This window comes from Streptomyces cyaneofuscatus, assembly GCF_000718135.1.
Taxonomy (GTDB): Bacteria; Actinomycetota; Actinomycetes; order Streptomycetales; family Streptomycetaceae; genus Streptomyces; species Streptomyces cyaneofuscatus.
Map to the genome: position 1 here is coordinate 222,494 of NZ_JOEM01000001.1, position 22,375 is coordinate 244,868.

General features: G+C 69.6%; 17 protein-coding genes and 1 pseudogene. 4 read left to right on the top strand and 14 right to left on the bottom strand.

Translation table 11 applies throughout. From position 1 onward, the window contains the following. Positions 1-546 carry a DUF4265 domain-containing protein gene (locus IF17_RS0101105; RefSeq protein ID WP_030561180.1) on the bottom strand — a complete coding sequence of 182 codons (546 nt, stop codon included), beginning with the start codon at positions 544-546 and terminating at the stop codon, positions 1-3. A gap of 320 nt (positions 547-866) precedes the next feature. On the opposite strand from IF17_RS0101105, the pseudogene IF17_RS01000000136050 reads away from it, so the two are divergent. Then, a pseudogene (locus tag IF17_RS01000000136050) lies at positions 867-2,473 on the top strand (coagulation factor 5/8 type domain-containing protein). A 357-nt stretch (positions 2,474-2,830) separates the two neighbouring features. Here the strand turns inward: IF17_RS01000000136050 and IF17_RS0101115 are convergent. The 4 genes from IF17_RS0101115 to IF17_RS0101130 form a co-directional block, all read right to left on the bottom strand. Next, positions 2,831-5,041, bottom strand: a complete 2,211-nt coding sequence (locus tag IF17_RS0101115) for a hypothetical protein (RefSeq protein WP_032771578.1) — start codon at positions 5,039-5,041, stop codon at positions 2,831-2,833. A gap of 175 nt (positions 5,042-5,216) precedes the next feature. Further along, entirely contained in the window at positions 5,217-5,750 is a 534-nt protein-coding gene (locus IF17_RS0101120) for a DUF6113 family protein (RefSeq protein ID WP_030561184.1), read from the bottom strand. Beyond that, positions 5,747-6,718 carry an N-acetyl-1-D-myo-inositol-2-amino-2-deoxy-alpha-D-glucopyranoside deacetylase gene (mshB, locus tag IF17_RS0101125; RefSeq protein WP_030561186.1) on the bottom strand — a complete coding sequence of 324 codons (972 nt, stop codon included), beginning with the start codon at positions 6,716-6,718 and terminating at the stop codon, positions 5,747-5,749. Before mshB ends, IF17_RS0101120 begins: the two co-directional genes overlap by 4 nt. A gap of 119 nt (positions 6,719-6,837) precedes the next feature. Further along, complete coding sequence (locus tag IF17_RS0101130; protein ID WP_015611142.1) at positions 6,838-7,032, bottom strand: hypothetical protein; 195 nt, start codon at positions 7,030-7,032, stop codon at positions 6,838-6,840. A 331-nt stretch (positions 7,033-7,363) separates the two neighbouring features. Between IF17_RS0101130 and IF17_RS0101135 the strand changes: the two genes are divergently transcribed. Continuing rightward, positions 7,364-9,490, top strand: coding sequence for a S9 family peptidase (locus IF17_RS0101135; protein WP_030561188.1), 2,127 nt, complete (start codon positions 7,364-7,366; stop codon positions 9,488-9,490). Between the two features lie 205 nt (positions 9,491-9,695). Further along, on the top strand, positions 9,696-10,169 hold the full coding sequence (locus IF17_RS0101140; protein WP_030561190.1) for a DUF3515 family protein: 474 nt from the start codon (positions 9,696-9,698) through the stop codon (positions 10,167-10,169). A gap of 42 nt (positions 10,170-10,211) precedes the next feature. On the opposite strand, the gene IF17_RS0101145 is transcribed toward IF17_RS0101140, so the two are convergent. The 5 genes from IF17_RS0101145 to IF17_RS0101165 form a co-directional block, all read right to left on the bottom strand. Beyond that, a complete protein-coding gene (locus IF17_RS0101145) occupies positions 10,212-11,537 on the bottom strand; it encodes an ABC transporter ATP-binding protein (RefSeq protein ID WP_244890399.1) in 1,326 nt (441 codons plus the stop codon). Next, on the bottom strand, positions 11,527-12,504 hold the full coding sequence (locus IF17_RS0101150; protein ID WP_030561194.1) for an ABC transporter ATP-binding protein: 978 nt from the start codon (positions 12,502-12,504) through the stop codon (positions 11,527-11,529). The genes IF17_RS0101145 and IF17_RS0101150 overlap by 11 nt, the downstream gene beginning before the upstream one ends. A 13-nt stretch (positions 12,505-12,517) precedes the next feature. Continuing rightward, positions 12,518-13,495, bottom strand: coding sequence for an ABC transporter permease (locus tag IF17_RS0101155; RefSeq protein WP_018510181.1), 978 nt, complete (start codon positions 13,493-13,495; stop codon positions 12,518-12,520). Then, on the bottom strand, positions 13,488-14,411 hold the full coding sequence (locus IF17_RS0101160) for an ABC transporter permease (RefSeq protein WP_018490251.1): 924 nt from the start codon (positions 14,409-14,411) through the stop codon (positions 13,488-13,490). Before IF17_RS0101160 ends, IF17_RS0101155 begins: the two co-directional genes overlap by 8 nt. A 104-nt stretch (positions 14,412-14,515) precedes the next feature. Further along, positions 14,516-16,147 carry a peptide ABC transporter substrate-binding protein gene (locus IF17_RS0101165; RefSeq protein WP_030561196.1) on the bottom strand — a complete coding sequence of 544 codons (1,632 nt, stop codon included), beginning with the start codon at positions 16,145-16,147 and terminating at the stop codon, positions 14,516-14,518. Between the two features lie 367 nt (positions 16,148-16,514). Here IF17_RS0101165 and IF17_RS0101170 point away from each other — a divergent pair, with 367 nt between their 5' ends. Then, positions 16,515-17,045: a hypothetical protein gene (locus IF17_RS0101170; protein WP_030561198.1), complete on the top strand. Its 531-nt coding sequence runs from the start codon at positions 16,515-16,517 to the stop codon at positions 17,043-17,045. Between the two features lie 238 nt (positions 17,046-17,283). On the opposite strand, the gene IF17_RS0101175 is transcribed toward IF17_RS0101170, so the two are convergent. The 4 genes from IF17_RS0101175 to IF17_RS0101190 all read right to left on the bottom strand — a co-directional run bounded on the left by IF17_RS0101175 (position 17,284) and on the right by IF17_RS0101190 (position 22,375). Then, the gene (locus IF17_RS0101175) at positions 17,284-18,405 is read right to left on the bottom strand and encodes an ABC transporter ATP-binding protein (protein ID WP_030561200.1); all 1,122 of its coding nucleotides are present in this window, start codon (positions 18,403-18,405) and stop codon (positions 17,284-17,286) included. A 14-nt stretch (positions 18,406-18,419) separates the two neighbouring features. Continuing rightward, on the bottom strand, positions 18,420-19,481 hold the full coding sequence (locus tag IF17_RS0101180) for an ABC transporter ATP-binding protein (RefSeq protein ID WP_030561202.1): 1,062 nt from the start codon (positions 19,479-19,481) through the stop codon (positions 18,420-18,422). A gap of 10 nt (positions 19,482-19,491) precedes the next feature. After that, a complete protein-coding gene (locus IF17_RS0101185; protein WP_030561205.1) occupies positions 19,492-20,469 on the bottom strand; it encodes an ABC transporter permease in 978 nt (325 codons plus the stop codon). Between the two features lie 106 nt (positions 20,470-20,575). Continuing rightward, on the bottom strand, positions 20,576-22,375 hold the full coding sequence (locus tag IF17_RS0101190) for an ABC transporter substrate-binding protein (protein ID WP_030561207.1): 1,800 nt from the start codon (positions 22,373-22,375) through the stop codon (positions 20,576-20,578).

Here is a 22,375-nt window from a genome sequence, read left to right on the forward strand (position 1 = left end):
CTAAGCCGCCCGCCAAGCCTCCGTGGCGCACGAGACCTCGAAGTGCCACCACCCCTCCTCCTCGCCCCGGACGAGCAGCTCCTTGATCGCCCGGAGGTCCGCACCGCCCGGCACGGTGAACGCGACCAGCGGGAAGTCCGCGCTGAAGACCTCGCCACCCAGCCCGAACGGAGCGAGCCGCTCGTGCACGGCGCGGGCGTCCCGCCCGAGCGGACCGTCCGGCAGGGGCAGCACCCGTACCGTGCAGTTCCCCGAGTCGGCCACCCGTCCGGTGGACCAGTGCACCCCGTCCGCGTCGGTCGTGAACCGTACGGTCTCGCCCTCGGCGACCCCGTCCTGGAGGAAGGGCACGTTGTCGACCCGGGCGGTGTCGGCGCTCAGCCGGGTCGCCCACAGCCCCTCGGTCTCGTACGGCAGCCAGTCCTCGCGCGGGACGAAGCGGAACCAGACCTTGATCCGCCGGCCGGCGTCAGGAGACGGGCGCTCATCGCGGGGCGGGCGCTCGTCTCGGGACGGGCGCGGCGGACCGGCGTCGGGCGAGCTCATGGCCCCATGGTCCCCCCTGCGCCGGACACCCGCTCGTCCGGCACCGCGCCGCCGGGGCCACGGCACCCACGCGGGACATCAGTTCATGAAGTCAACGAGCGCCCCAACTGCCCGCGAAATCGGTCAATCGCCGCACCGCTGACGTCAGTTGTTGCGAAACAGGCCCCTCGCGCGAGACGCATCACGCACAACTCTTGACGCGTACAGGCCCACCGGGGAAACATCACCGTAACGAGAGAGCGCTCTCTCGCATTCTCCCCACAGGCGCTCTCCCGCCCGTCCGTCGTGCACGCGTACCACGACCCAGGAGACGTACCTTCATGCATGCTCCCCCCACCGCACCGCGCTCCGCACCCCGCAGGCACCGCCGCTCCAGAGCTCTCGGGTTCGCCGCGCTCGCCGTATCACTGCTCATGGCCGTCCCCACCGCCCAGACAGCGTTCGGCGAAGAGTCCCAGAAGGACAGAAAGGTCCAGGCCGCCGTCCCCGGCGGCGGTGACCTCGGACCCAACGTCCACGTCTTCGACCCGTCCACGCCCGACATCCAGGGCAAGGTCGACGAGATCTTCAAGAAGCAGGAGTCCGCGCAGTTCGGCCTCGACCGCTACGCGCTGCTGTTCAAGCCGGGCACGTACGACAACATCAACGCGCAGATCGGGTTCTACACCTCGATCGCGGGCCTCGGGCTCAACCCGAACGACACCACGTTCAACGGCGATGTGACGGTCGACGCGGGCTGGTTCGACGGGAACGCCACGCAGAACTTCTGGCGCTCGGCGGAGAACCTGACGCTGAACCCGGTCTCCGGCACCAACCGCTGGGCGGTCTCCCAGGCCGCGCCCTTCCGCCGGATGCACGTCAAGGGCGGGCTGAACCTGGCGCCCGACGGGTACGGCTGGGCCAGCGGCGGCTACATCGCGGACAGCAGGATCGACGGCCAGGTCGGGCCGTACTCCCAGCAGCAGTGGTACACCCGCGACAGCTCGGTGGGCGGCTGGGGCAACGGCGTCTGGAACATGACGTTCTCCGGCGTCGAGGGCGCCCCGGCCAACAGCTTCCCGGAGCCGCCGTACACGACGCTCGACACCACCCCCATCTCCCGCGAGAAGCCCTTCCTCTACCTCGACGGTGCCGACTACAAGGTCTTTGTCCCGGAGAAGCGGGAGAACGCCCGCGGCACGTCCTGGGCGAACGGCACGCCGGCGGGCGAGTCGATCCCGCTGGACCAGTTCTACGTGGTGAAGGAGGGGGCGGACGCCGCCACCATCAACGCGGCCGTGGAACAAGGCCTGCACCTGCTCTTCACACCCGGCGTCTACCACATCGACGAGACCATCAACATCGACCGCCCCGACACGGTGGCCCTCGGCATCGGCCTCGCGACGATCATCCCGGACAACGGGGTGACGGCGATCAAGGTCGGTGACGTATCCGGTGTGAAGCTCGCGGGCCTCCTGGTCGACGCGGGCCCGGTGAACTCCGAGACGCTGATCGAGGTCGGCCCGGAGAACGCCTCGGCCGACCACGCGGCCGACCCCACCTCGCTCCAGGACGTGTTCGTACGGATCGGCGGCGCGGGCCCCGGCAAGGCGACCACGAGCATCGTCGTCAACAGCGACGACGTGATCATCGACCACACCTGGGTGTGGCGCGCGGACCACGGCGAGGGCTGGGGCTGGGAGACCAACCGGGCCGACTACGGCGTCCGCGTCAACGGTGACGACGTGCTGGCGACCGGGCTGTTCGTCGAACACCCATCGTGCAGGGGCACGGCTTCAAGGCACCGGTGAAGCCCGGAGTGAAGTTCCACAGCCTGATCGTGGTCTCGCTGGGCGGCAACGGCCAGTACGAGCACGTGATCAACGAGACCGGATCCCCGACGTCCGGCACGGAGACCACCCCCTCGCAGGTGGTGAACTTCCCGTAATCGCGGGACCTGTGCGGGACATGTACGGGAGCGGGGTCCGGCTGCTGATGAGCGCCGGGCCCCGCTCCGCCGCGCCTCCCCCCGTGCCCTCAGGTCCGTCCGTACCGGATGGTGTGATCGGCGAACTTGGTGACGGTGGGCCGGGTGCGGCTGATGGTGCGCAGGAAGTCCTCGGTGGTGGGCTGCGCCCGGGTCCCGGTGTCGAGGGTGCGCTCGAAGACGGCCTGGGCGACGGTCCGGGCGGCCTGCTTGATGTCGGCGGGGGTGAACCCCTCGCTGGCGTCGGCGAGGAACGGCCGCGGCCCCCGCCCGGGGTGTCCGGGCGGGGGCCGTCGAGGGTGTTCATGGCCGGGAGGCTCAGCCCTCGCCGGTCAGGTTGATGGTGACCGTGCGCTCCGCCGGGGTCTTGCCGGTCAGCGCCGTCTTCATCGCCTGGGCCACGTCGTCGGCGTCGACCTGGTGCTTCGTGCCGTCGGCCTTGACCGCCTCGATGCCGTCGAAGACACCGTCCAGGAGGGTGTTGATCGCTTCCTTGTCGTAGACGTCGACCAGCCGGCCGTCGACGGCCTTCATGGAGAGGATCTGCGGCAGCGAACGCGCCGGGCCGAACTGGATCTGCTTCGGGCCCGCCTTGATGGTGATCAGGTCGGACATCGCGGGCTCCGCGAACTCCTTCATCGCCCGGGTCAGTTCGGCCTGGGTGATGGTGGGCTCCCGGGTGGCGACGGGCAGTTCGACCACCCGCGCCTGACCGGTCTGCACCTGGGCACGGTAGGCGTCGCGGACGGAGATCAGCGACTGGCCGACGTCGAGGGTCTTGCCGGGCTTGCCCGGCACCGCGACCGCCTTGTTCGGCTCGAACCGGACCGTGCCGTCCTGGGACGAACCGGCAACACCCGCCAGATCGGTCAGCGCGACGCCGAGCTTCTCCTCGTCGACCGGGATCACCGGGTCGGCCGTGCGCGCCCCGCCGAACAGCGAGCCGATCACGGAGACCGGGTTGTAGTCGCTGCCCGCGGCGCCGCGCACGGTCTCCTGGCTGTCCAGGACCAGACCGGCCTTTGCCGGGTCCAGCTTCTGCTCCTTGCCGTCCACCGACAGCGTCAGCGGCGCCTGGGAACGCTCGCCGAGAGCGGCCTCCAGCTTGGTGACCGCCTCCTCCTTCGTGCCGCCGCCGATGTCGACGCCGAGCACCGTGGTGCCCTTGGGGACCTCGGAGTGGTTCAGCAGGAGCCCGGCGCCGTAGGCGATGCCGAGCAGCACGATCGCGGCCACGCCGAGGAGGACCAGCTTGGAGCGGCCCTTCTTCGCGGGGGCGGGTGCGGGAGGCGTCGGCGCGGGGCGCGCGGCGGAGCGGCCGGGCACGGGCGCACCCGGGCCGCCGGGTCCGTCGGGGCCGCCGGCGAACGGATCACCGGAGCCGCCGGAGGCACCCGGGCCGCCCGGGCCGCCGGGGAAGGGACCGGCCGGGAACGGGCCGCCGGGGCCGCCCGGGCCGCCCGGCCTGCCCGGGAACGTCGAGCGGGGCTCACTGGGCACCACGGGGATGCCGCTGGTCAGCGTGTCGCCCGAGACATGACCGCCGGGGCCGGAGTCGGGCGCCGGGGACTGCGGCGTCAGGATCGCGGTGTCGTCGGAGAGCCGGGGCGGTACGCCGCCGGGGGCGCCCGGGACCATCGAGCCGGGGCCGCCGAGTCCGGGGACGCCGTCGAGGTTGGGGGTCAGGGCCGAGGTGCCGGTGACCGGGCCCGTCGTGGGGCCGGACGGGCCGGGCGTACCGGGCGTACGGATCCCGGAGTCGGGCGTGGAGCGCGGGCCCGCGCCGGGGGGCTCCGTGCTGTAGCCGTCCAGGGCGCTGCCGGAGCCTCCGGGGCCGGGGAAACCGGAACCGGAAGGGCCGGGGCCGTCACCGGGGCGCGGCGCGGCGTCCGAGAAGTACGGCAGGTCGGGACGCGGCCGGCCGGCGTCGTCGGACCCGCCACCCGGGCCGGCCGAACCCGCACCGGGCGCCCCACCGGAACCCGGCGCACCGCCCGTACCGGAAGCGGGTGCGGGCGCCGGTGCCGGGCTCTTGCGCGGGGCGAACCAGTCGCTGCCGCTCTTCGCCTTGGCCGGCTCGTCCGCGGAGGCGGAGGACGGCTCGGTGGAGCTGCCGCCGTCCCGGGGCTGCGCGGGAGGCGGGGAGGCCGGGCCGCCGGACGCACCGGTTCCGGCCGACGCGCCGGCCGTCAGGCCCGACGGCGCGGACGGTGGCGTGCCGGGGCGCGGAGTGCTGCCGGTGCGCTCCGCGTCGGGGCGGCCGGTGGCGATGTCGCTCTCGGCCATCGGCGTACGCATCACGACCGGCGGGATGGGACGCGACCCGGGGATGTTGATCCGGATGCGCGTCGTCAGCGTCGTCTCGGTCTTCGGCTCTTCGGGCCGGGGCGGATCGACGGATTCCGGGGTCTCGTCCGAGCCGGCCGGCGACGAATACTGGCGGGATCCGTACGGCGGCGTACCCGACGGGTACGCGGCTCCACCGCGCCCCTGGGGCCCGGAGGACGAACTGTCAGTTTCACGACTCAAAGCAGGTTCTCCCGATTGGCTCCGCCGCCCGTACTTCCCCCATGCCGCAGGCCAGGGGACGGCTCGGCGCGCGCACCACCATACTGGCCGCCGCCGTAGGACACTCCGCGACCGGGAGAAACCTCCACCTCGGCATCACACCTGTGGGGGGCATTCCGGGCGCGGACTTAGCACTTCAGATACCGGACCGGCCGTTACGGGTGGCTGATTGCGGCACTTTGGAGGTGGTGGCGCACATCACAGCGACGGCGGTTCCGCCGAGCATGAAGAGCACCAGGCCGAGTTCGTCGCCGAAGACGTAGTCGCCTTCCGGCCGGCCGGACAGCAGGAGGAACACGGTGATGAACCAGCCGACCGCGGGCGCGAGTGCGCCGATCTGGGTGCCGGTCAGGATCCGGCCGCCGTAGAAGAGGCCCGCCGACCCGGCCAGCGCGATGATCAACCCGCCCGGGAACCAGGCCGCTTGGATGAGCGTCCCGGCGAGCGCGACGAGGGCGCCGAGCACCGCGAGCCCGAAGTAGGCCGCGATCCGGGCCGGGTTCGGCCGCGCGGTGAAGCCGGTGGACTCGGGCACCCGGGGCGGGGCGTTGGTACGTGGTGCGTTGCTGCTGGAGGCAGTGCCGGAGGCCTTACCGCGTGCGCCGGCGCGTGGCCCGTCGGTGCGCGGCGCCCGGGCGCGGTCACGGCCCTTGCCGGGGTTCGTGCTCATGCGCCCGCCTCCGATGCGGAATCCGGCCCGGCGCCCGAAGCGGAACCGGAAGCCCCGTCCCGTACGGCATCCGGCCCCGCCTCCGGCAACCCCGCGAACAGGTCGTCCTCCCGCACTCCCCCGCCGGCCCCCGGGACGCCCCGCACCAGCTGGTAGCACTCCGCCGTCAGCAGCGGCTGGCCCAGGTCGTTGGAGAGGGCGAAGAAGGCGTCCTCGCCGTCCACCGCGATCTGGGTCGCGTGGGCGCGCATCGCCGCCGCCTTCGCCGCGGCGTACGCCGAGCCGTCGATCTCCGCGGTGATCTCGTCGCCGTCGACCACGCCCGGGACGTCGTCCACCGCCGCGATGCCCGGGAAGGTGTCCGGTGCCGTGGTGCGCAGGTGGTCGAAGGCGGCCTCCAGGACGGTCCGCTCCACCCGGTTCCAGTAGATCTTGGCGATGGTGTGCGGGGCGCCGGTCCCGTACGCCGGGTCGGCGGCCAGGTCGGCGGCGCGCATCGCGACCCGGTGGGCCTGGATGTGGTCGGGGTGGCCGTAGCCGCCGTCGGGGTCGTAGGTGACCAGGACCTGGGGGCGGACCTCCCGGATGACCTCCACGAGGGGGGCGGCCGCCTCGTCCACCGGGGTGGCCCAGAAGGCGCCGGGGCGCTCGTTCTGCTCGGTGCCCATCATCCCGGAGTCCCGGAACCGGCCCGCGCCGCCGAGGAAGCGGTGGTCGGTGACGCCGAGCTCCTTCATCGCCGCCGCCAGCTCGCCCACGCGGTGGGGGCCGAGGACGTCGTCGCGGTCGGCGGCGAGGTGGGCGAGGGCGGGCGGGATGACCTCGCCCTCCTCGCCCAGCGTGCACGTCACCAGCGTGACGTGGGCGCCCTCGGCCGCGTACCTGGCCATGGTGGCGCCGTTGTTGATCGACTCGTCGTCCGGGTGCGCGTGCACCAGCAGCAGACGGCGGGCGGGGAGGTCCTTCATGGGGACCACCCTACGAGCCCGGCGGACCCCGGTGTCCCCCGCTCCCCGCCGACCGCGTCAACGGCGGGCGTACCGGGCCGGAAAGCGGGTACAAGCGGTCGGAAGGCGCGCACACACGGTCAGAACTTGATGCTCCCGATCATCCCCGCCACGTTGGACGTCAGGTCCGAGATGGTCGGCGCCACGGACGAACTCGCGATGTAGAACCCCAGCAGCATGCAGACCACCGCGTGTCCGCCCTTCAGTCCGGATTTCCGGATCAGCAGGAAGACGATGATCGCCAGCAGCACCACCGCCGAAATCGAGAGCGCCACGGCGGTTCACCTCCATCAGTACGGTCGGGACGGGGACACGGGGATATCCAGAGCCGATGGGTTCTTACCCACCGAGCGCTACGGATCATAACTATCCGTGCCAACGCATTGATCGGGGCACAGCAGCACGAGGGGCGCACGGACCGCTGCGCGAGGCTAAGACCGACCGGCAAATGGAGGGTGGGAGAAGGAGCGGGGCTGGGTGCGTGCAGCTGCAAGGCGGAGGATTGAGGCATGGCGGAGCCATGGTGATTGACGACAACGCCGCAGATGCGCGTGCCCAGCCCCGCGACGCCGCCCTCCATTTGCCGGTCGGGCTAAGTTCGGGGCCATGACCTCACCGAAGCTGTCCTTTCCCCGCCAGCACGCACGGACCCAGCGGTTCACTCTCGGCGCACCGCGCGCCTTCACCGTCTCACCGGATGAGACGCGGGTGATCTTCCTGCGCTCGACCTCGGGCACCGACCGGACCAACCGGCTGTGGGTGCTCGATCCGGCCTCCGGCGAGGAGCGGCTGGTCGCCGATCCGGAGGCGCTGCTGGGCGGTTCGGCTGAGCGGCTGTCGCCGCAGGAGCGGGCCCGGCGCGAGCGGACCCGTGAGGGGTCGGCCGGAATCGTGTCCTACGCGGTGGACGCGGCGGCCGAGCTGGCCGCGTTCGCCCTGTCCGGAAAGGTGTACGTGGCCGAGCTGCGGGCCGGTACGGCGCGGGCGCTGCCGGTGCCGGGTCCGGTGATCGACCCGCGGCCCTCCCCCGACGGGCGCCTCATCGCGTACGTCTCCAAGGGCGCGCTGCGGGTCGTGGGCGCCGAGGGCGAGGACGACCGGGCGCTGGCGGAGCCGGAGGACCCTCATGTCACCTACGGTCTGGCCGAGTTCATCGCCGCCGAGGAGATGCACCGCTTCCGGGGCTTCTGGTGGTCGCCGGAGTCGGACCGGCTGCTGGTGGCGCGGGCCGATGACAGCCCCGTACAGCGGTGGTTCATCGCCGATCCCGCGCACCCGGAGCGCAAGCCGGCCGAGGTGGCCTATCCGGCGGCCGGGACGCCCAACGCCGAGGTGCGGCTCTTCGTGACGGACCTGGAGGGGGCCCGTACGGAGGTGGTCTGGGACCGGGCGGCATTCCCGTACCTGGCGCAGGTGCACTGGTCCTCCGCGGGCGCTCCGCTGCTGCTCGTGCAGGCCCGTGACCAGCGCAGCCAGCGGTATCTGGCGGTGGACCCGGAGTCCGGTGAGACCCGGATCGTCCATGTCGACGAGGACCCGGTGTGGCTGGATCTGTTCGGCGGGGTGCCCGCGTGGGCGCCGGACGGGCGGCTCGTACGGATCGCGGACGAGGGCGGCGCGCGGGTGCTGGCGGTCGGCGACCGGCCGCTGACCGGGGCGCAGTTGCACATCCAGGCGGTGCTGGACATCGGTGACTCCGACATCCTCGTCTCCGCCGTGGCGGGCGAGGAGGCGGCGGCGCCGGAGACCGGCGAGAGCCATGTCTACCGGGTCAACGAGCTGGGAATCGAGCGGATTTCCGAAGGGGTGGGTGTGCACTCCGCCGTCCGCTCGGGCGACCTGACCGTACTGGTCTCGGCCACCCTGGACGAGCCCGGATCGGCCGCCTGGGTCGTCCGGGACGGCAAGCGGCTGGTCCGGATCGCGAGCCACGCCCAGGAGCCGGCGATCGCTCCGCGGGTCACGCTCACCGAGGGGGGCGCACGGCGGATTCCGTGCGCCGTGCTGCTTCCGTCGGACTATCAGGAATCGGACGGTCCGCTTCCGGTCCTGATGGATCCGTACGGTGGACCGCACGGCCGCCGGGTGGTCGCCGCCCACAACGCGCACCTCACCTCGCAGTGGTTCGCCGACCAGGGCTTCGCGGTGATCGTGGCGGACGGGCGCGGCGCGCCGGGCCGTTCGCCCGCCTGGGAGAAGGCCGTACGGGACAACCTGGTGCTGACCATGGAGGACCAGGTCGAGGCGTTGCACGGGCTGGCGGACCGGTTCCCGCTCGACCTGTCCCGGGTGGCGATCCGCGGCTGGTCCTTCGGCGGCTATCTGGCGGGGCTCGCCGTGCTGCGGCGGCCCGACGTCTTCCACGCGGCGGTCGTGGGGGCTCCGGTGACGGACCAGCGGCTCTACGACACCCACTACACCGAGCGCTATCTCGGCGACCCGGCCCAGCAGCCCGAGGTGTACGCGTACAACTCGCTGATCACGGACGACGGTCTCTCCGAGGCCGCCGAGCAGGTGCGGCCGATGATGATCGTGCACGGGCTCGCGGACGACAACGTGGTGGTCGCGCACGCGCTGCGGCTCTCCTCGGCGCTGCTGGCGGCCGGACGGCCGCACGAGGTGCTGCCGCTGAGCGGGGTGACGCACATGACGCCCCAGGAGCAGGTGGCGGAGAACCTGCTGCTGCTCCAGGTGGACTTCCTCAAGCGGTCGCTGGGGCTGACCGGCGCCTGAGACCCCAACCGGCCGGGGCGACAAGACGACGCCCCGGCCGGTCCACGGCACCCGCACGGCCGTACGTTGTCCAGCATGCGGCGTCCGTATATCGGTGTGACGACGGTCAAGTTGCCTGCCTGTTAACGGATCCGGCGGTGGTTCGGGGCGTGCCGGGCGATAGGTTTCTGCACTGATCACCACATCACCCGCACGGGGGAACACCTTGACCAGGAACATCCATGGGCCGCTGCGCCTCGCCGCCGCCCTGACCGCCTGTACGGCCCTCCTCGCCGGCTGCGGTGGCGGCGGCTACAACCTCTCCACACCTCCCTTCTCGGGCAGTCCGGCGTGCGACACGCTCACCGGCGAACTCCCCGCCCAGTTGGGCGGCTTCGACCTGGAGAGATCGGATGTGACCGGCGCCGCCGCCTGGGGGGACGGCGACGTCATCGTCTACTGCGGGATGCCCGAGCCCGAGGCCGGTGGTGACTGCTTCGACGAGGGCGGCGTCGACTGGGTCGCCCAGCCGCCGGCGGACGACCGGACCGCGAAGATGTTCTCCACCCAGGGCCGCGACCCCGCCGTCCAGGTCCGGCTCCGCAACGAGACCACCGACGCCTCGGCCGTGCTCTCGGCGCTCGGCCCGGCCGTGAAGTCCATCGAGGTCCGCGAGCCCTGCGCCGCCGCCGAGAGCTGATCCCGGAGACCCCGGAGAGCAAGCGGGCCCGGGGGCCGCGCCTCAGACCTTCCGCGGCCCCTCCGGCCCGCCCAGGCCCTCCCCGGGCCCGCCCAGGCCCTTTCCAGGCCCACCCGCGCCCGGCCCGGCCCCGCCCGGCTCCTCCCCCGTCTTACCCACGTCCGGCCCCGGCTCCCCCACGTCCTCCACCCGCCGGCCACGCGTCGTCGTCCCGGGCGCCTCGACATCCGGCCCCTGGGTACGTCCCGGCGTCCCCAGCTCGCCCTCCTGCGGCACCACCTGCTTCTCCTCCGCGAAGTGGCACGCCGAGTCGTGCCGGGCCGGGGTGTCCACCAGCCGGAACTCCGCCGGGACCGCCAGCAGCGGCACCTCCAGCTCGCACCGCTCCTGCGCCTTCCAGCAGCGGGTCCGGAAGCGGCAGCCCGACGGGATGTTGGCGGGTGAGGGCACATCGCCGTGCAGGATGATCCGCTCCCGGTGCGCGCGGGCCTCCGGGTCCGGGACCGGGACGGCGGAGAGCAGCGCCTGCGTGTACGGGTGGGTCGGGTGGTCGTAGATCTCCGCGTCGGAGCCGATCTCCACGATCCGGCCGAGGTACATCACGCCGACCCGGTCGGAGATGTGCCGGACGATGGAGAGGTCGTGGGCGATGAAGACGAAGCTCAGGCTGAACTCCGCCTGGAGCCGGTCCAGCAGGTTGACGACCTGGGCCTGTACGGAGACGTCGAGTGCCGAGACCGGTTCGTCGGCGACGATGATCTCCGGGTTGAGCGCGAGGCCGCGGGCGATCCCGATGCGCTGGCGCTGGCCGCCGGAGAACTGGTGCGGGTACCGGTTGATGTACTCCGGGTTGAGCCCGACGACGTCCAGCAGGTCCTGCACCCGCTGCCGGCGGCTGCCCTTGGGAGCGACCTCGGGGTGGATCTCGTACGGCTCCCCGATGATGTCGCCGACCGTCATGCGCGGGTTCAGCGAGGTGTAGGGGTCCTGGAACACCATCTGGATGTTGCGGCGTACGGCCTTCAGGGCCCGGCCGGAGAGCTTCGCGATGTCCTCGCCCTTGTAGCGGATGGCCCCGGCGGTGGGCCTCTCCAGGTGGACGAGCATGCGCGCGACCGTGGACTTGCCGCAGCCGGACTCGCCCACGATGCCGAGCGTCTCGCCCGCGTGCAGGTCGAAGTCGACGCCGTCGACGGCCCGGACCGCGCCGACCTGCTTCTTGAAGAGGATGCCCTGGGTCAGCGGGTAGTGCTTGGCGAGATCCCGCACTTCGAGGATCGGCTCGCCCTCGACGTACGGCCGTGTGCCCTCCCCCGCCTTGGACAGCAGGGTCGAGCCGGCCGCGTTCCCCGTCCGGTCAGCGTCCATCGAGCGTCTCCTTCCAGAAGTGGCAGGCGCTCCGGCGCTGTTCGTCCACCTCGTAGAGCGGCGGCACATCGGTGCGGCACACGTCCTGCGCCATCGGGCAGCGGGGGTTGAACGCGCAGCCGGGCGGGATGTGCAGCAGGTTGGGCGGCAGGCCCTTGATCGCGTACAGCTCCTGCCCCTTCTGGTCCAGGCGCGGGATCGACTGGAGGAGGCCCTTGGTGTACGGGTGGGCGGGCGCCTTGTAGATCTCGTGGACGGGGGCGGTCTCCACGATCCGGCCCGCGTACATCACCGCGATCTTGTCGGCGACGTCCGCGACGACGCCGAGGTCGTGGGTGATCAGGATGAGGCCCATGTTCAGCTCGCGCTGGAGCTCGGCGAGCAGGTCCATGACCTGGGCCTGGACGGTGACGTCGAGGGCGGTGGTGGGCTCGTCCGCGATGATCAGGGACGGCTCCAGGGCCAGCGCCATGGCGATCATGATGCGCTGGCGCATACCGCCGGAGAACTGGTGGGGATACTGGCCGACCCGCTCCTTCGCCGCCGGGATGCGCACCCGGTCCATCAGCTCGACCGACTTGGCCCGGGCGTCCTTGCGGGACATCCCGCGGTGGACGACGTACATCTCGCCGAGCTGTTCGCCCACGGTGAGGACCGGGTTCAGCGAGGAGAGCGCATCCTGGAAGATCATGGCCATCTCCTGGCCGCGGATCTTGCGCCGCTCCTCCCCCTTGAGCTTCAGCAGGTCCTGGCCCTTGAAGACGATCTCGCCGCCGGAGATCTTCCCGGGCGGCATGTCGAGGATGCCCATGACGGCCTGGGCGGTGACGGACTTGCCGGAGCCGGACTCGCCGAGGACGGCGAGCGTCTCACCCTCGGCCACCGAGTAGTTGACCCCGTTGACGGCCTTGGCCACACCCTCGCGGGTGTGGAACTCCACGTGCAGATCGCGCACTTCGAGCAACATGGCAACCGGCTCCTCAGCGCAGCTTGGGGTCGAGGGCGTCGCGCACCGCGTCGCCGAGCATGATGAAGGCGAGCACGGTGATCGCCAGCGCCCCGGCGGGCCAGAGCAGCATGTGCGGGGCGTTGCGGATGTAGTTGGCGGCGGCGGAGATGTCGATGCCCCAGGAGACGGCCGGGTCCTTCAGGCCGACCCCGAGGAAGGACAGGGTCGCCTCCAGCGAGATGTACGTACCGAGCGCGATGGTCGCCACGACGATGACGGGCGCGATGGCGTTCGGGGTGATGTGGCGCAGCAGCATCCGGGAGTTGGAGGCGCCGAGCGCGCGGGCCGCCTGGACGTAGTCGTTCTGTTTGGCGGTGATCACCGAGCCGCGGGCGATACGGGCGATCTGCGGCCAGCCGAGCAGGATGATGAAGCCGACGACGGGCCAGACGGTGGAGCTGGTGACGACGGAGAGGAAGACCAGGCCGCCGAGGACGACGGGGATGCCGAAGAAGACGTCGGTGAGGCGGGAGAGGATCGAGTCCCACCAGCCGCCGAAGAAGCCCGCGAGCCCGCCGAGCAGGGAGCCGAGGAGGGCGACGCCGAGGGTGGCGCAGACGCCGACGGTGACCGAGGTGCGGGTGCCGTAGACGACCCGGGTGTAGACGTCGCGGCCCTGCGGGTCGAAGCCGAAGGGGTGGCCGGGCTCGGAGCCCTTCTGGGCGTCGTCCAGGTTGGCCTGGAGCGGGTCGCCGCTCGCGATCAGCGAGGGCCAGATCGAGATGATCACCAGGAAGAGGATGACCAGCGAGGAGATGATGAAGACGGGGTTGCGCCGCAGGTCGCGCCAGGCGTCCGACCAGAGGCTGCGCGGTTTTCCGGCCGGTCCGGTGCCCTCGGGCCCGCCCGGGGTCTTCTCCAGGCTGGTGCCCTCCTCCATGGCGAGGTCCGTCGCGCCGCCGGCGCCCGCCTGGGAGATCGCTTCGTCCGGGGTCTGCGGCTCAGGCATAGCGGATCCTCGGGTCGAGTACGGCGTACAGGAGGTCGACGATCAGGTTGGCCGCCAGGAAGACGAGGACCAGGATGGTGACGAACCCGACGACGGTCTGGGAGTTCTGGCGCAGGATGCCCTGGTAGAGCTGGTAGCCGACCCCGTGAATGTTGAAGATCCGCTCGGTGACGATGGCTCCGCCCATCAGGGCGCCCACGTCCGTACCGATGAAGGTGACGACGGGGATCAGGGAGTTGCGCAGCAGGTGGCGGACGACGACCCGGCGCCGGGGCAGGCCCTTGGCGACGGCGGTGCGTACGTAGTCGGCGCGGGCGTTCTCGGCGATCGAGGTCCGGGTGAGCCGGGTGACGTAGGCGAGTGAGACCGAGGCGAGGACGAGGCCGGGGACGAGGAGTTCGTCGAAGGTGGGGTCCGGGGAGACCGAGGGCTTGATGATGCCCCACTTGACGCCGAGGAGGAGCTGGAGCAGCAGGCCGGTGACGAAGGTCGGGACGGCGATGACGACCAGGGTCAGGATGAGGACCGTGGTGTCGACGGGGCGGCCGCGCCGCAGGCCGGTGACGACGCCGAGGCTGATGCCGATGACGATCTCGAAGACGATCGCGACGATGGTGAGCCGGATCGTGATGGGGAAGGCGGTGGCCATCAGCTCGGTGACCTTCTGCCCGTTGAACGCGGTGCCGAAGTCGCCGGTGAACAGGTTCCCCATGTAGGTGAGGTATTGCTGCCAGACCGGCTTGTCGAGGCCGAACTCGGAGCGCAGCTGGGCGGCGGTGGCCGGATCGCACTGGCGGTCGCCGCAGAGGCCCGCGATGGGGTCGCCCATCACGTTCACCATGAGGAAGATCAGCAGCGTGGTGCCGAAGAAGACGGGGATCATCTGCAGCAGCCGCCGGATCACATAACGTCCCATGAGGGGCTCCGGGGGTCGGGGGGTGCCTTGTCGGTCAGGCCGGACGGGCGGATGGGCTTGAGGGCCGGGGCGCTTCGAGCGCCCCGGCCCCCTGCCTCAGCGGGTCAGTTGACCGTGATCTCCGTGTAGACCGGCACGCTGAACGGGTTCAGCTCCACGTTGCTGACGCGCTCCGAGTAGCCCGCGCTGCCGTTCTGGTACCAGAGCGGGATGGAGGGCATCTGCTCGACGAGGACCTTCTCCGCGTCCTGGAAGGTGGTGATGGCCTTCGCCTTGTCGGTCTCGGCGTTGGCCTTGTCGACCAGGTCGTCGAAGTCCTTGTTGGTCCACTTGCCGTCGTTGGACGGGGCGTTGGTGTAGTAGAGCGGCTGCAGGAAGTTCTGGATCAGCGGGTAGTCCATCTGCCAGCCCGCGCGCCAGGGGCCCGTCATCTTCTGGGTCGAGACCTGGTTGCGGAAGTCGGCGAAGGTGCCGACCGCGCCGCCGACGCAGGCCTGGTTGTTGCCCATGACGTTGTTGATGCTGTTGCAGACGGCGTCGACCCACTCCTTGTGGGAGCCGGTGTCCGCGTTGTACGAGATCTTCAGCTGGCCGCCGGGGATGCCGCCGCCCTCGTCGATCAGCTTCTTGGCCTCGGCCTTGTTGTACGTGCACTCCTTGCCGCAGAGCCCTTCCTTGAAGCCGCCGTCCTCGCCGAGGACCGGGGAGGTCCAGTCGGACGCGGGGGTGCGGGTCTTCTGGAAGATCTGGTCGGTGATCTGCGCCCGGTTGATCGCCATGGAGAGGCCCTGGCGGACCTTGCGGGCGTTGTCGGTGTCCCACTCCTTGTCGTAGAACGGGAAGGAGAGGGTCTGGATGATGCCGGCGGGGGTGTTGATGTACCGGTCGCCGAGGTCCTGCTCCACGTTCCGGAGCTGGGAGGCGGGCACGTCGTCGACGAGGTCGAGGTTGCCCGAGGTCAGGGAGGTGTAGGCGGTGTTGTTGTCGGTGAAGACCTTGAGGTCGACGCCGCCGTTCTTCGCCTTGTCGTCGCCCGGGTAGTCGTCCCAGCGGCGGAGGTTCATCGACGAGCCCTTGGCGTACGAGTCGATGGTGTACGGGCCGTTGCCGATGGGCTTGGAGAGCCAGGCGTCGTGGTCGTCGTAGAACGCCTTGGGCAGCGGTACGAAGGCGGAGTAGCCGAGGGTGTCGGGCCAGAGGGAGAACTTCTGGCTGAGCTTGGCGGTGAAGGTCAGGTCGTCGACGACCTTGAGGCCCGAGAGGGTTTCGGCGGAGGCCGAGCCGGACTCGGGGTGGACCTTGTCGTACCCCTCGATGTACTGGAAGAAGTAGGCGTTCTTCTGGTTGTTCTTCAGCGCCGCGCCGTAGTTCCAGGCGTCCACGAAGGACTTGGCGGTGACCTTCTCGCCGTTGGAGAAGGTCCAGCCGTCCTTGAGCTTGATCGTGAAGTTCTGGGCGTCGCTGGAGTCGATGGACTCGGCGAGCATGTTCTGGGCCTCGCCGGTCTTGGGGTCGTACCGGATGAGCCCCCGGAAGACCATGTCGAGGACCTTGCCGCCCTGCACCTCGTTGGTGTTCGCGGGCTCCAGCGGGTTCTGCGGGTCGCCCCAGGAGGAGCTGACGATCCCGTCGGCGCCGCTGCCGCCGCTGTCGTCGCCTCCGCCGCCGCAGGCCGTCGCGGCGAGGGCGACGGCCACCGCACATGCGGCCCACCTGGTCCGTGTGGCTCCGCGCATGAAGTGCCTCCTAGAGTCATCGAGTAGCTCAATGCCTCATATCACCCCATACCGCCACATACCGCATGTGGGCTTACCCCGTCCGTGGAGCGCCCGTCCGGGCGACCGGGCGCCGCGGACGCCCGAGCGGCACGCCTGCCGGCCGGGGGCACCCGACGGGAGTGCTCATTCTCAGAATGGACGCTTCATCCCCTTACCGAATACGGAACAAAGCATTCCGCGAGCCGCTCCGGCAATTTCCGTTGAGAGAAAAGAAGTTAGCTCAATTCTTGCTCAACTTCTCCCCATGACAGCGCAGTTCGGACCAGAGTTATCGCAGACAGGCCAGGCCACTGAACGGCCGGCCAACTCACGGGGAGTTTCACGCATGAGACGCGTCATCAGCATCGCCCTCTCCACTGCCGTACTCAGCGGCGGCTTCGTCGCCCTGGCGTCTCCCGCCAGCGCCGCCTGCGACGACACGGGTACGAAGTTCTCCATCATCAACAAGAAGACCGTGTGGAAGAACACCAACCTCCACAGCGACTGGGGCAAGCCCGGCGTCACCCTCAGGTACGACAAGACCAAGTCGGCCACACTGAGCGCCTCGGGAACGGCCGAGGTCGGCGCCGACGCCGGAGTGATCTTCGCCAAGGCGAGTGCGTCGTTCGGCGTCACGGTCGGCAAGAGCTGGACCAAGGGCGACACCTGGAGCTACTCGGCCACGGTCAAGAAGAAGAAGGGCAAGACCCGGGGCCGCCTGATGATGCAGCACGAGGCCAAGCAGTTCACCGCACACAAGTACAAGGTGTTCACCGGCGCCGGGGGCACCTGCAAGACAAAGACGGTCTACAAGAAGAAGATCACGGCCCCGGTGAAGAAGGACCGGCAGAACCTGTGGGGCATCCAGTACGCCTGATTTCCTCCGGAGCGGCTACGGTTTCAAGAATTCTGACTGGATCGGAATTCTGACCGGCCCGGATTTCTGCTCGCTTCGCCCCGCCGGAATTCACCCGGCGGGGCGAAGTGCTGTCCGGCCTTGAGAAACTCAGAGCCTTGAGAAACTCGGAGAACGAGCGCGAGAACGCACGACCGCCCGGTCACCACAGAGGTGACCGGGCGGTCGTGCGGGGCGACGCGCCGAAGCGCCGTCCGCCTCAGTGCTTCGCTTCCTGCTCCTCCTCCAGCGCGACGAGGGCCGGGTCCATGACCACGTCCTCGTCCCGGGGCTCCGTGGTCGGGTCCTCGGGGAAGTGGCAGGCCGTGAGGTGACCGGCCCGGTTGCCGCCGATCTGGACGAGCGGGGGCTCCTCCGTCGCGCACTTGTCCTGCGCCTTCCAGCAGCGCGTGCGGAAGCGGCAGCCGGAGGGCGGCATGATCGGGGAGGGCACGTCGCCCTCGAGCCGGATGCGCTCCTTGGCCCCGGTGTCGACGTTCGCCTCGGGCACGGCCGAGAGCAGGGCGTGGGTGTACGGGTGCCGGGGGCGGTTGTACAGGGAGTCGCGGTCGGCGACCTCCACCACCTTGCCCAGGTACATCACGGCGACGCGCTCGGAGAAGTGCCGGACGATCGCCAGGTCGTGCGCGATGAAGACGAACGCGATGCCCATCTCCCGCTGGACCTTCTGGAGAAGGTTGACCACCTGGGCCTGGATCGAGACGTCCAGGGCCGAGACCGGCTCGTCGGCGATGATCAGCTTCGGCTGGAGTGCGAGGGCCCGGGCCACGCCGATGCGCTGGCGCTGGCCGCCGGAGAACTCGTGCGGGAAGCGGTTGTAGTGCTCGGGGTTCAGACCGACGAGCTCCAGCAGCTCCCGCACCCGGGCCTCACGGCCCCCCGGAGGCTTGATGCCGTTGACCTCCATCGGGCTCTTGATGATGGTGCCGACGGTCTGCCGCGGGTTGAGCGAGGAGTACGGGTCCTGGAAGATCATCTGGATCTCGGACCGGATGGGCGCGAGTTCCTTGCGGCTGGCGTGCGTGATGTCCTGGCCCTGATAGGTGATCTTCCCGCCGGTGGGCTCCAGCAGCCGGGTCATCATGCGGCCGGTGGTCGACTTGCCGCAGCCCGACTCGCCCACGAGGCCCAGGCTCTCGCCCTCGTACACCGTGAGGTCGATGCCGTCGACCGCCTTCACGGCGCCGACCTTGCGCTTGATCGGGAACCCCCCGTAGATCGGGAAGTGCATGGCCATCTTCTCGACGGTGAGCAGCTCGCGGCGCTCGCCGGTCTTCTCCGTGGTGCCCTGCTGATCCGGCAGGGCGACGTTGTTACTCATGTCTCTGCGTCTCCCTAGCCGAGCCGAGGCTTGATCTGGTCGATGAAGATGGACTGCTTCTCCCCCTGGGTGAGGTGGCACGCGGCGCCTCTGCCTTCGGGGAGCAGAGGCCTCTCGCCGCTGCACAGCGAGTCCTCGACGCGGTCGGTGAACGAGCACCGCGGGTGGAAGGGGCAGCCCGTCGGCCGGTTGAGGAGGCTCGGCGGCGATCCGGGGATCGGCACGAGTTCCTCGCTGATGTCGCCCGCCAGGCGGGGCATCGAGCTCAGCAGACCCCAGGTGTAGGGGTGCTGCGGGGCCTGGAGGACCTCGCTGACGCTGCCGCGCTCCACGGCCCGGCCGGCGTACATCACGAGCAGGTCGTCCGCCATGTTGGCGATGACGCCGAGGTCGTGCGTGATGAAGATGATCGCGGAGCCGAACTCCTGCTGGAGGTCCTTGAGCAGGTCCAGGATCTGCGCCTGCACGGTCACGTCGAGCGCGGTGGTCGGCTCGTCGGCGATCAGCAGGTCGGGGTCGCACATCAGCGCCATGGCGATCATCGCGCGCTGGCGCATACCGCCGGAGAACTGGTGCGGGTAGTCGTCGAAGCGCGTCGCGGGCTGCGGGATGCCGACCTTGGTGAGCATCTCGATGGCACGGGCCTTCGCCTCCTTCTTGGAGGCGCCCATGTGCTTGCGGAACGGCTCGGAGAGCTGGCGGCCCACCGTGTAGTACGGCGACATCGCGGTCAGCGGGTCCTGGAAGATCATCGCGACTTTGTTGCCGCGAAGCCTCTCCATCTCCTTCTCGGAGGACTTCAGGAGGTCCTTGCCCTCCAGCAGGATCTCCCCCTCGACCTGGGAGCTCTGCGGGTTGTGCAGCCCCAGGACGGCGAGGTTGGTCACGGACTTGCCGGAGCCCGATTCTCCGACGATGCCGAGCGTCTTGCCGCGTTCGACGTCGAAGGAGAGTCCGTCGACCGCCTTGACGATGCCGTCCTCGGTGGAGAACCGCACCCGCAGGTCGCGTACCGAGAGGAAGCCCTCGGGCCCGGTCGGGGCCGGCTTGTCCTCGGTCTTGGTGAGTGTGGTCACGGTCGTTCTCCTAGGCGAGGCGCACGCGCGGGTCGATGTAGGCGTAGGCGAGGTCCACGACGATGTTCAGGAGCAGGATGAAGAAGGCTCCGAACAGCATCACGCCCATGGTCAGCGGAAGGTCCTTGGTCAGCGAGGACTCCACTGCCAGGCGTCCGATGCCTGCGAGGTCGAAGGTGAACTCGGTGACCACACCGCCGGCGAGAAGTCCGCTGAGGTCCATGCCGAGGATGGTGACGATCGGCGCGAGCGAACCGCGCCAGGCGTACCGGAAGAACACGTATCTGGCCGGCATGCCCTTGGCACGGGCCGTGCGGACGTGCTCCTCCTGGAGCTGCTCGATCATCGTGGAGCGCGACATTCGAGTGTACTGCGCGGTGAAGATGGTCGCCATGACGGCCCAGGGCAGCAGAAGGCCGACGGCCCAACCGACCGGATTCTCGGTGAACGGGATGTACTTCGGGTTCTCCATCCAGCCGGTGCTGTAGACGAAGATGCCGAGGGCGATCGGACCGAGGAAGTAGATCTGGAACGAGCTGAGCAGCATCGACGCACCGCTGACGGTCTTGTCGATCGCGGTGCCGCGCTTCCAGGCGGCGAGCAGGCCGGAGCCGAGACCCAGGATCAGGAAGATGACCAGGCCGCCGACGGTGAGCGACAGCGTCAGCGGGAAGCGGTCCATGATCGAGTCCCACACGAAGTCACCGGTGCTGAAGGACTGGCCCAGGCACGGTGCCGAGCAGTGTCCGGTCGCGAAGTCCCGGCCGACGATGATGCCGGACATGAAGTCCCAGAACTGCGCGGTGATCGGCTTGTCGAGGCCGAGGTTCTCGCGGATGACCGCAATGTTCTCCGGCGAACAGTTCTTGCCGCAGGAGAGCTGGGCGAAGTCCTGAGGGATTGTGTAGAACAGGAAGAACGTGAAGGCGCCGATCAGGAACATGATGACGACTGCGCCGGTCAACCTGCGGATGAGGAACTGAAGCATCGCGGGAGGCTGCTCTCTTCGGAAGCGGCGGGTAGTGAGGGGTGGAAGCCCGTGGGGGCGCGCTCCGCCTGGCGCGCGCCCCCACGGGATCAGGCCTGGTTCCTGGTTACGGCTTCTTCAGGAACAGGTCGTTGATGTTGATGTAGCTGGAGTTGGTGCTGTACCGGGCGCCGCCGACGTTGGAACCGAAGAGCTGGAGCTGCTTCGAGTAGTACATCGGAGCCGCCGGGTTGATCTCCTCGACGATGCGGTGGTGCGCCTCTTCCCACGTCTTCGCGGCCTGCTCGGGCTCCTCGGTGAGGGCCTTCTGGATGAGCTCGTTGACCTTGGCGTCGTTGATGTGGGAGTAGTTCGACGCGCCGTCGGCGATCAGCGAGCCGTCGTAGACGGGCGTGATCACCGTGGACGGCGAGGACCAGTCCTGGCCCCAGCCGGTGGCGTAGAGGTCGAAGCCGTTGTTGAGCTTGCCGATCTGCTCGTAGAAGCTCGCGGAGTCGATCTCCTTGGCCTGGACGTCGAAGCCGAGCTTGCCCAGCGTGTCCTTGATGATGACCTGCTGCTTCTGGCCACGCGGCGTGTTGGAGTAGGCGTAGCTGATCTTGGTGCCCGGCTTGACGCCGGCTTCCTTGACGAGCTCCTTGGCCTTGGCCAGGTCACCGTTGGGCTTCTTCTGCTTGCCGAACGGGTCGTAGTTCGGGTCGTAGCCGGGCAGCGTCGGGGCCATCAGACCACCGGCGATCTCACCGCCGTACTTACCACCGTCGGTCTGGACGATGGCCGCGTTCGGAAGCGCGTAGGTGATGGCGTCACGGATCTTCTTGTCCTTGACGCGGTCCATGTTGAAGTTCAGCTGCCACACGTAGGGCTGGTAGCCCTTGATGGTGCGCGCGTTGACCTTGGGGTCGCTGACGACGTCCTGGATCTGGGCCGGGTCGACGGAGGTCGTGAACTGGATCGCGTTCTTGGCCTCGCCCTGGTCGGCGATCAGACGCTTGGTCTGGCTGGCCTGCTCGACCGTGCTGGAGAAGTCGTAGCCGTCCACGTACTGGTGGCGCACGGCGTCGGTCTTCGGGTCCCAGTTGGTGTTCTTCACCAGCTTCATGGACTTGCCGGCCTTGTACTCGACCAGCTTGTACGGACCGAGGGCCTTGGGCGCCTTGTCGTACTTCTCCTTCGTGTCCTGCTTCTCGGGCACGATGGCGTAGCCGGCCATGGCCAGCGCCTGCGGGAGGTCCGGCTGGGCCTTCTTGAAGCGGAAGACGACCGTCTTCTCGTCCGGCGTCTCCAGGACGGTGTCCGGGAGGTGCTTGCCCTTGTACGGGCCGTCCGGCAGCGCCTTGCGGTAGTCGGAGCCGGAGAGCCAGGTCTGGACGAACGACGGGCCGTCGAAGATGACCTTCGAGTAGAGGCGCTCGATGGTGTGGCGGACGTCGGCGGACGTGATGACGTTGCCGTCCTCGTCCTTGACGCCGTCCTTCAGCGTGTAGGTCCAGGTCTTGCCGCCGTCGGAGGACTTGCCGGAGTCGGTGGCGATGTCACCGACGACCGTCAGGTTGCCCTCGGCGTCCTCCTGGTAGTTCGTCAGCTTGCGGTGGATCAGGTTCGAGAACTGACCGGCGTCGCTGACGTAGATCTGGCCCGGGTCGAGGTGGGTCAGGTCCGACTGGAGGTAGACGTTGATGGTGCCGCCGGGGGTGGCGCCCTTGACGTCCTTCGCGGGTCCGGTGGAGCCGGCCGCGTCGGCGTACTGGACCGGCTTCGACTGGGCGGCGGCGTCTTCCTTGGACTTGGACTGGTCCTTGGTGTTCTTGTTGCCGTTGTCGCCGGAGCAGCCGGTGAGCACCAGCGAGCCGGCCGCGAGGGCGACGATCGCTGCGCGTGCGGAGCGCGTTCTGATGGACTTCAT

What these genes read in the sequence shown, in the direction of transcription:
- IF17_RS0101105 (WP_030561180.1), bottom strand. Translation starts at nt 546, where the DNA reads ATGAGCTCGCCCGACGCCGGTCCGCCGCGCCCGTCCCGAGACGAGCGC.
- IF17_RS0101120 (WP_030561184.1), bottom strand. Translation starts at nt 5,750, where the DNA reads ATGAGCACGAACCCCGGCAAGGGCCGTGACCGCGCCCGGGCGCCGCGC.
- mshB (WP_030561186.1), bottom strand. Translation starts at nt 6,718, where the DNA reads ATGAAGGACCTCCCCGCCCGCCGTCTGCTGCTGGTGCACGCGCACCCG.
- IF17_RS0101135 (WP_030561188.1), top strand. Translation starts at nt 7,364, where the DNA reads ATGACCTCACCGAAGCTGTCCTTTCCCCGCCAGCACGCACGGACCCAG.
- IF17_RS0101145 (WP_244890399.1), bottom strand. Translation starts at nt 11,537, where the DNA reads ATGGACGCTGACCGGACGGGGAACGCGGCCGGCTCGACCCTGCTGTCC.
- IF17_RS0101150 (WP_030561194.1), bottom strand. Translation starts at nt 12,504, where the DNA reads ATGTTGCTCGAAGTGCGCGATCTGCACGTGGAGTTCCACACCCGCGAG.
- IF17_RS0101155 (WP_018510181.1), bottom strand. Translation starts at nt 13,495, where the DNA reads ATGCCTGAGCCGCAGACCCCGGACGAAGCGATCTCCCAGGCGGGCGCC.
- IF17_RS0101160 (WP_018490251.1), bottom strand. Translation starts at nt 14,411, where the DNA reads ATGGGACGTTATGTGATCCGGCGGCTGCTGCAGATGATCCCCGTCTTC.
- IF17_RS0101165 (WP_030561196.1), bottom strand. Translation starts at nt 16,147, where the DNA reads ATGCGCGGAGCCACACGGACCAGGTGGGCCGCATGTGCGGTGGCCGTC.
- IF17_RS0101170 (WP_030561198.1), top strand. Translation starts at nt 16,515, where the DNA reads ATGAGACGCGTCATCAGCATCGCCCTCTCCACTGCCGTACTCAGCGGC.
- IF17_RS0101175 (WP_030561200.1), bottom strand. Translation starts at nt 18,405, where the DNA reads ATGAGTAACAACGTCGCCCTGCCGGATCAGCAGGGCACCACGGAGAAG.
- IF17_RS0101185 (WP_030561205.1), bottom strand. Translation starts at nt 20,469, where the DNA reads ATGCTTCAGTTCCTCATCCGCAGGTTGACCGGCGCAGTCGTCATCATG.
- IF17_RS0101190 (WP_030561207.1), bottom strand. Translation starts at nt 22,375, where the DNA reads ATGAAGTCCATCAGAACGCGCTCCGCACGCGCAGCGATCGTCGCCCTC.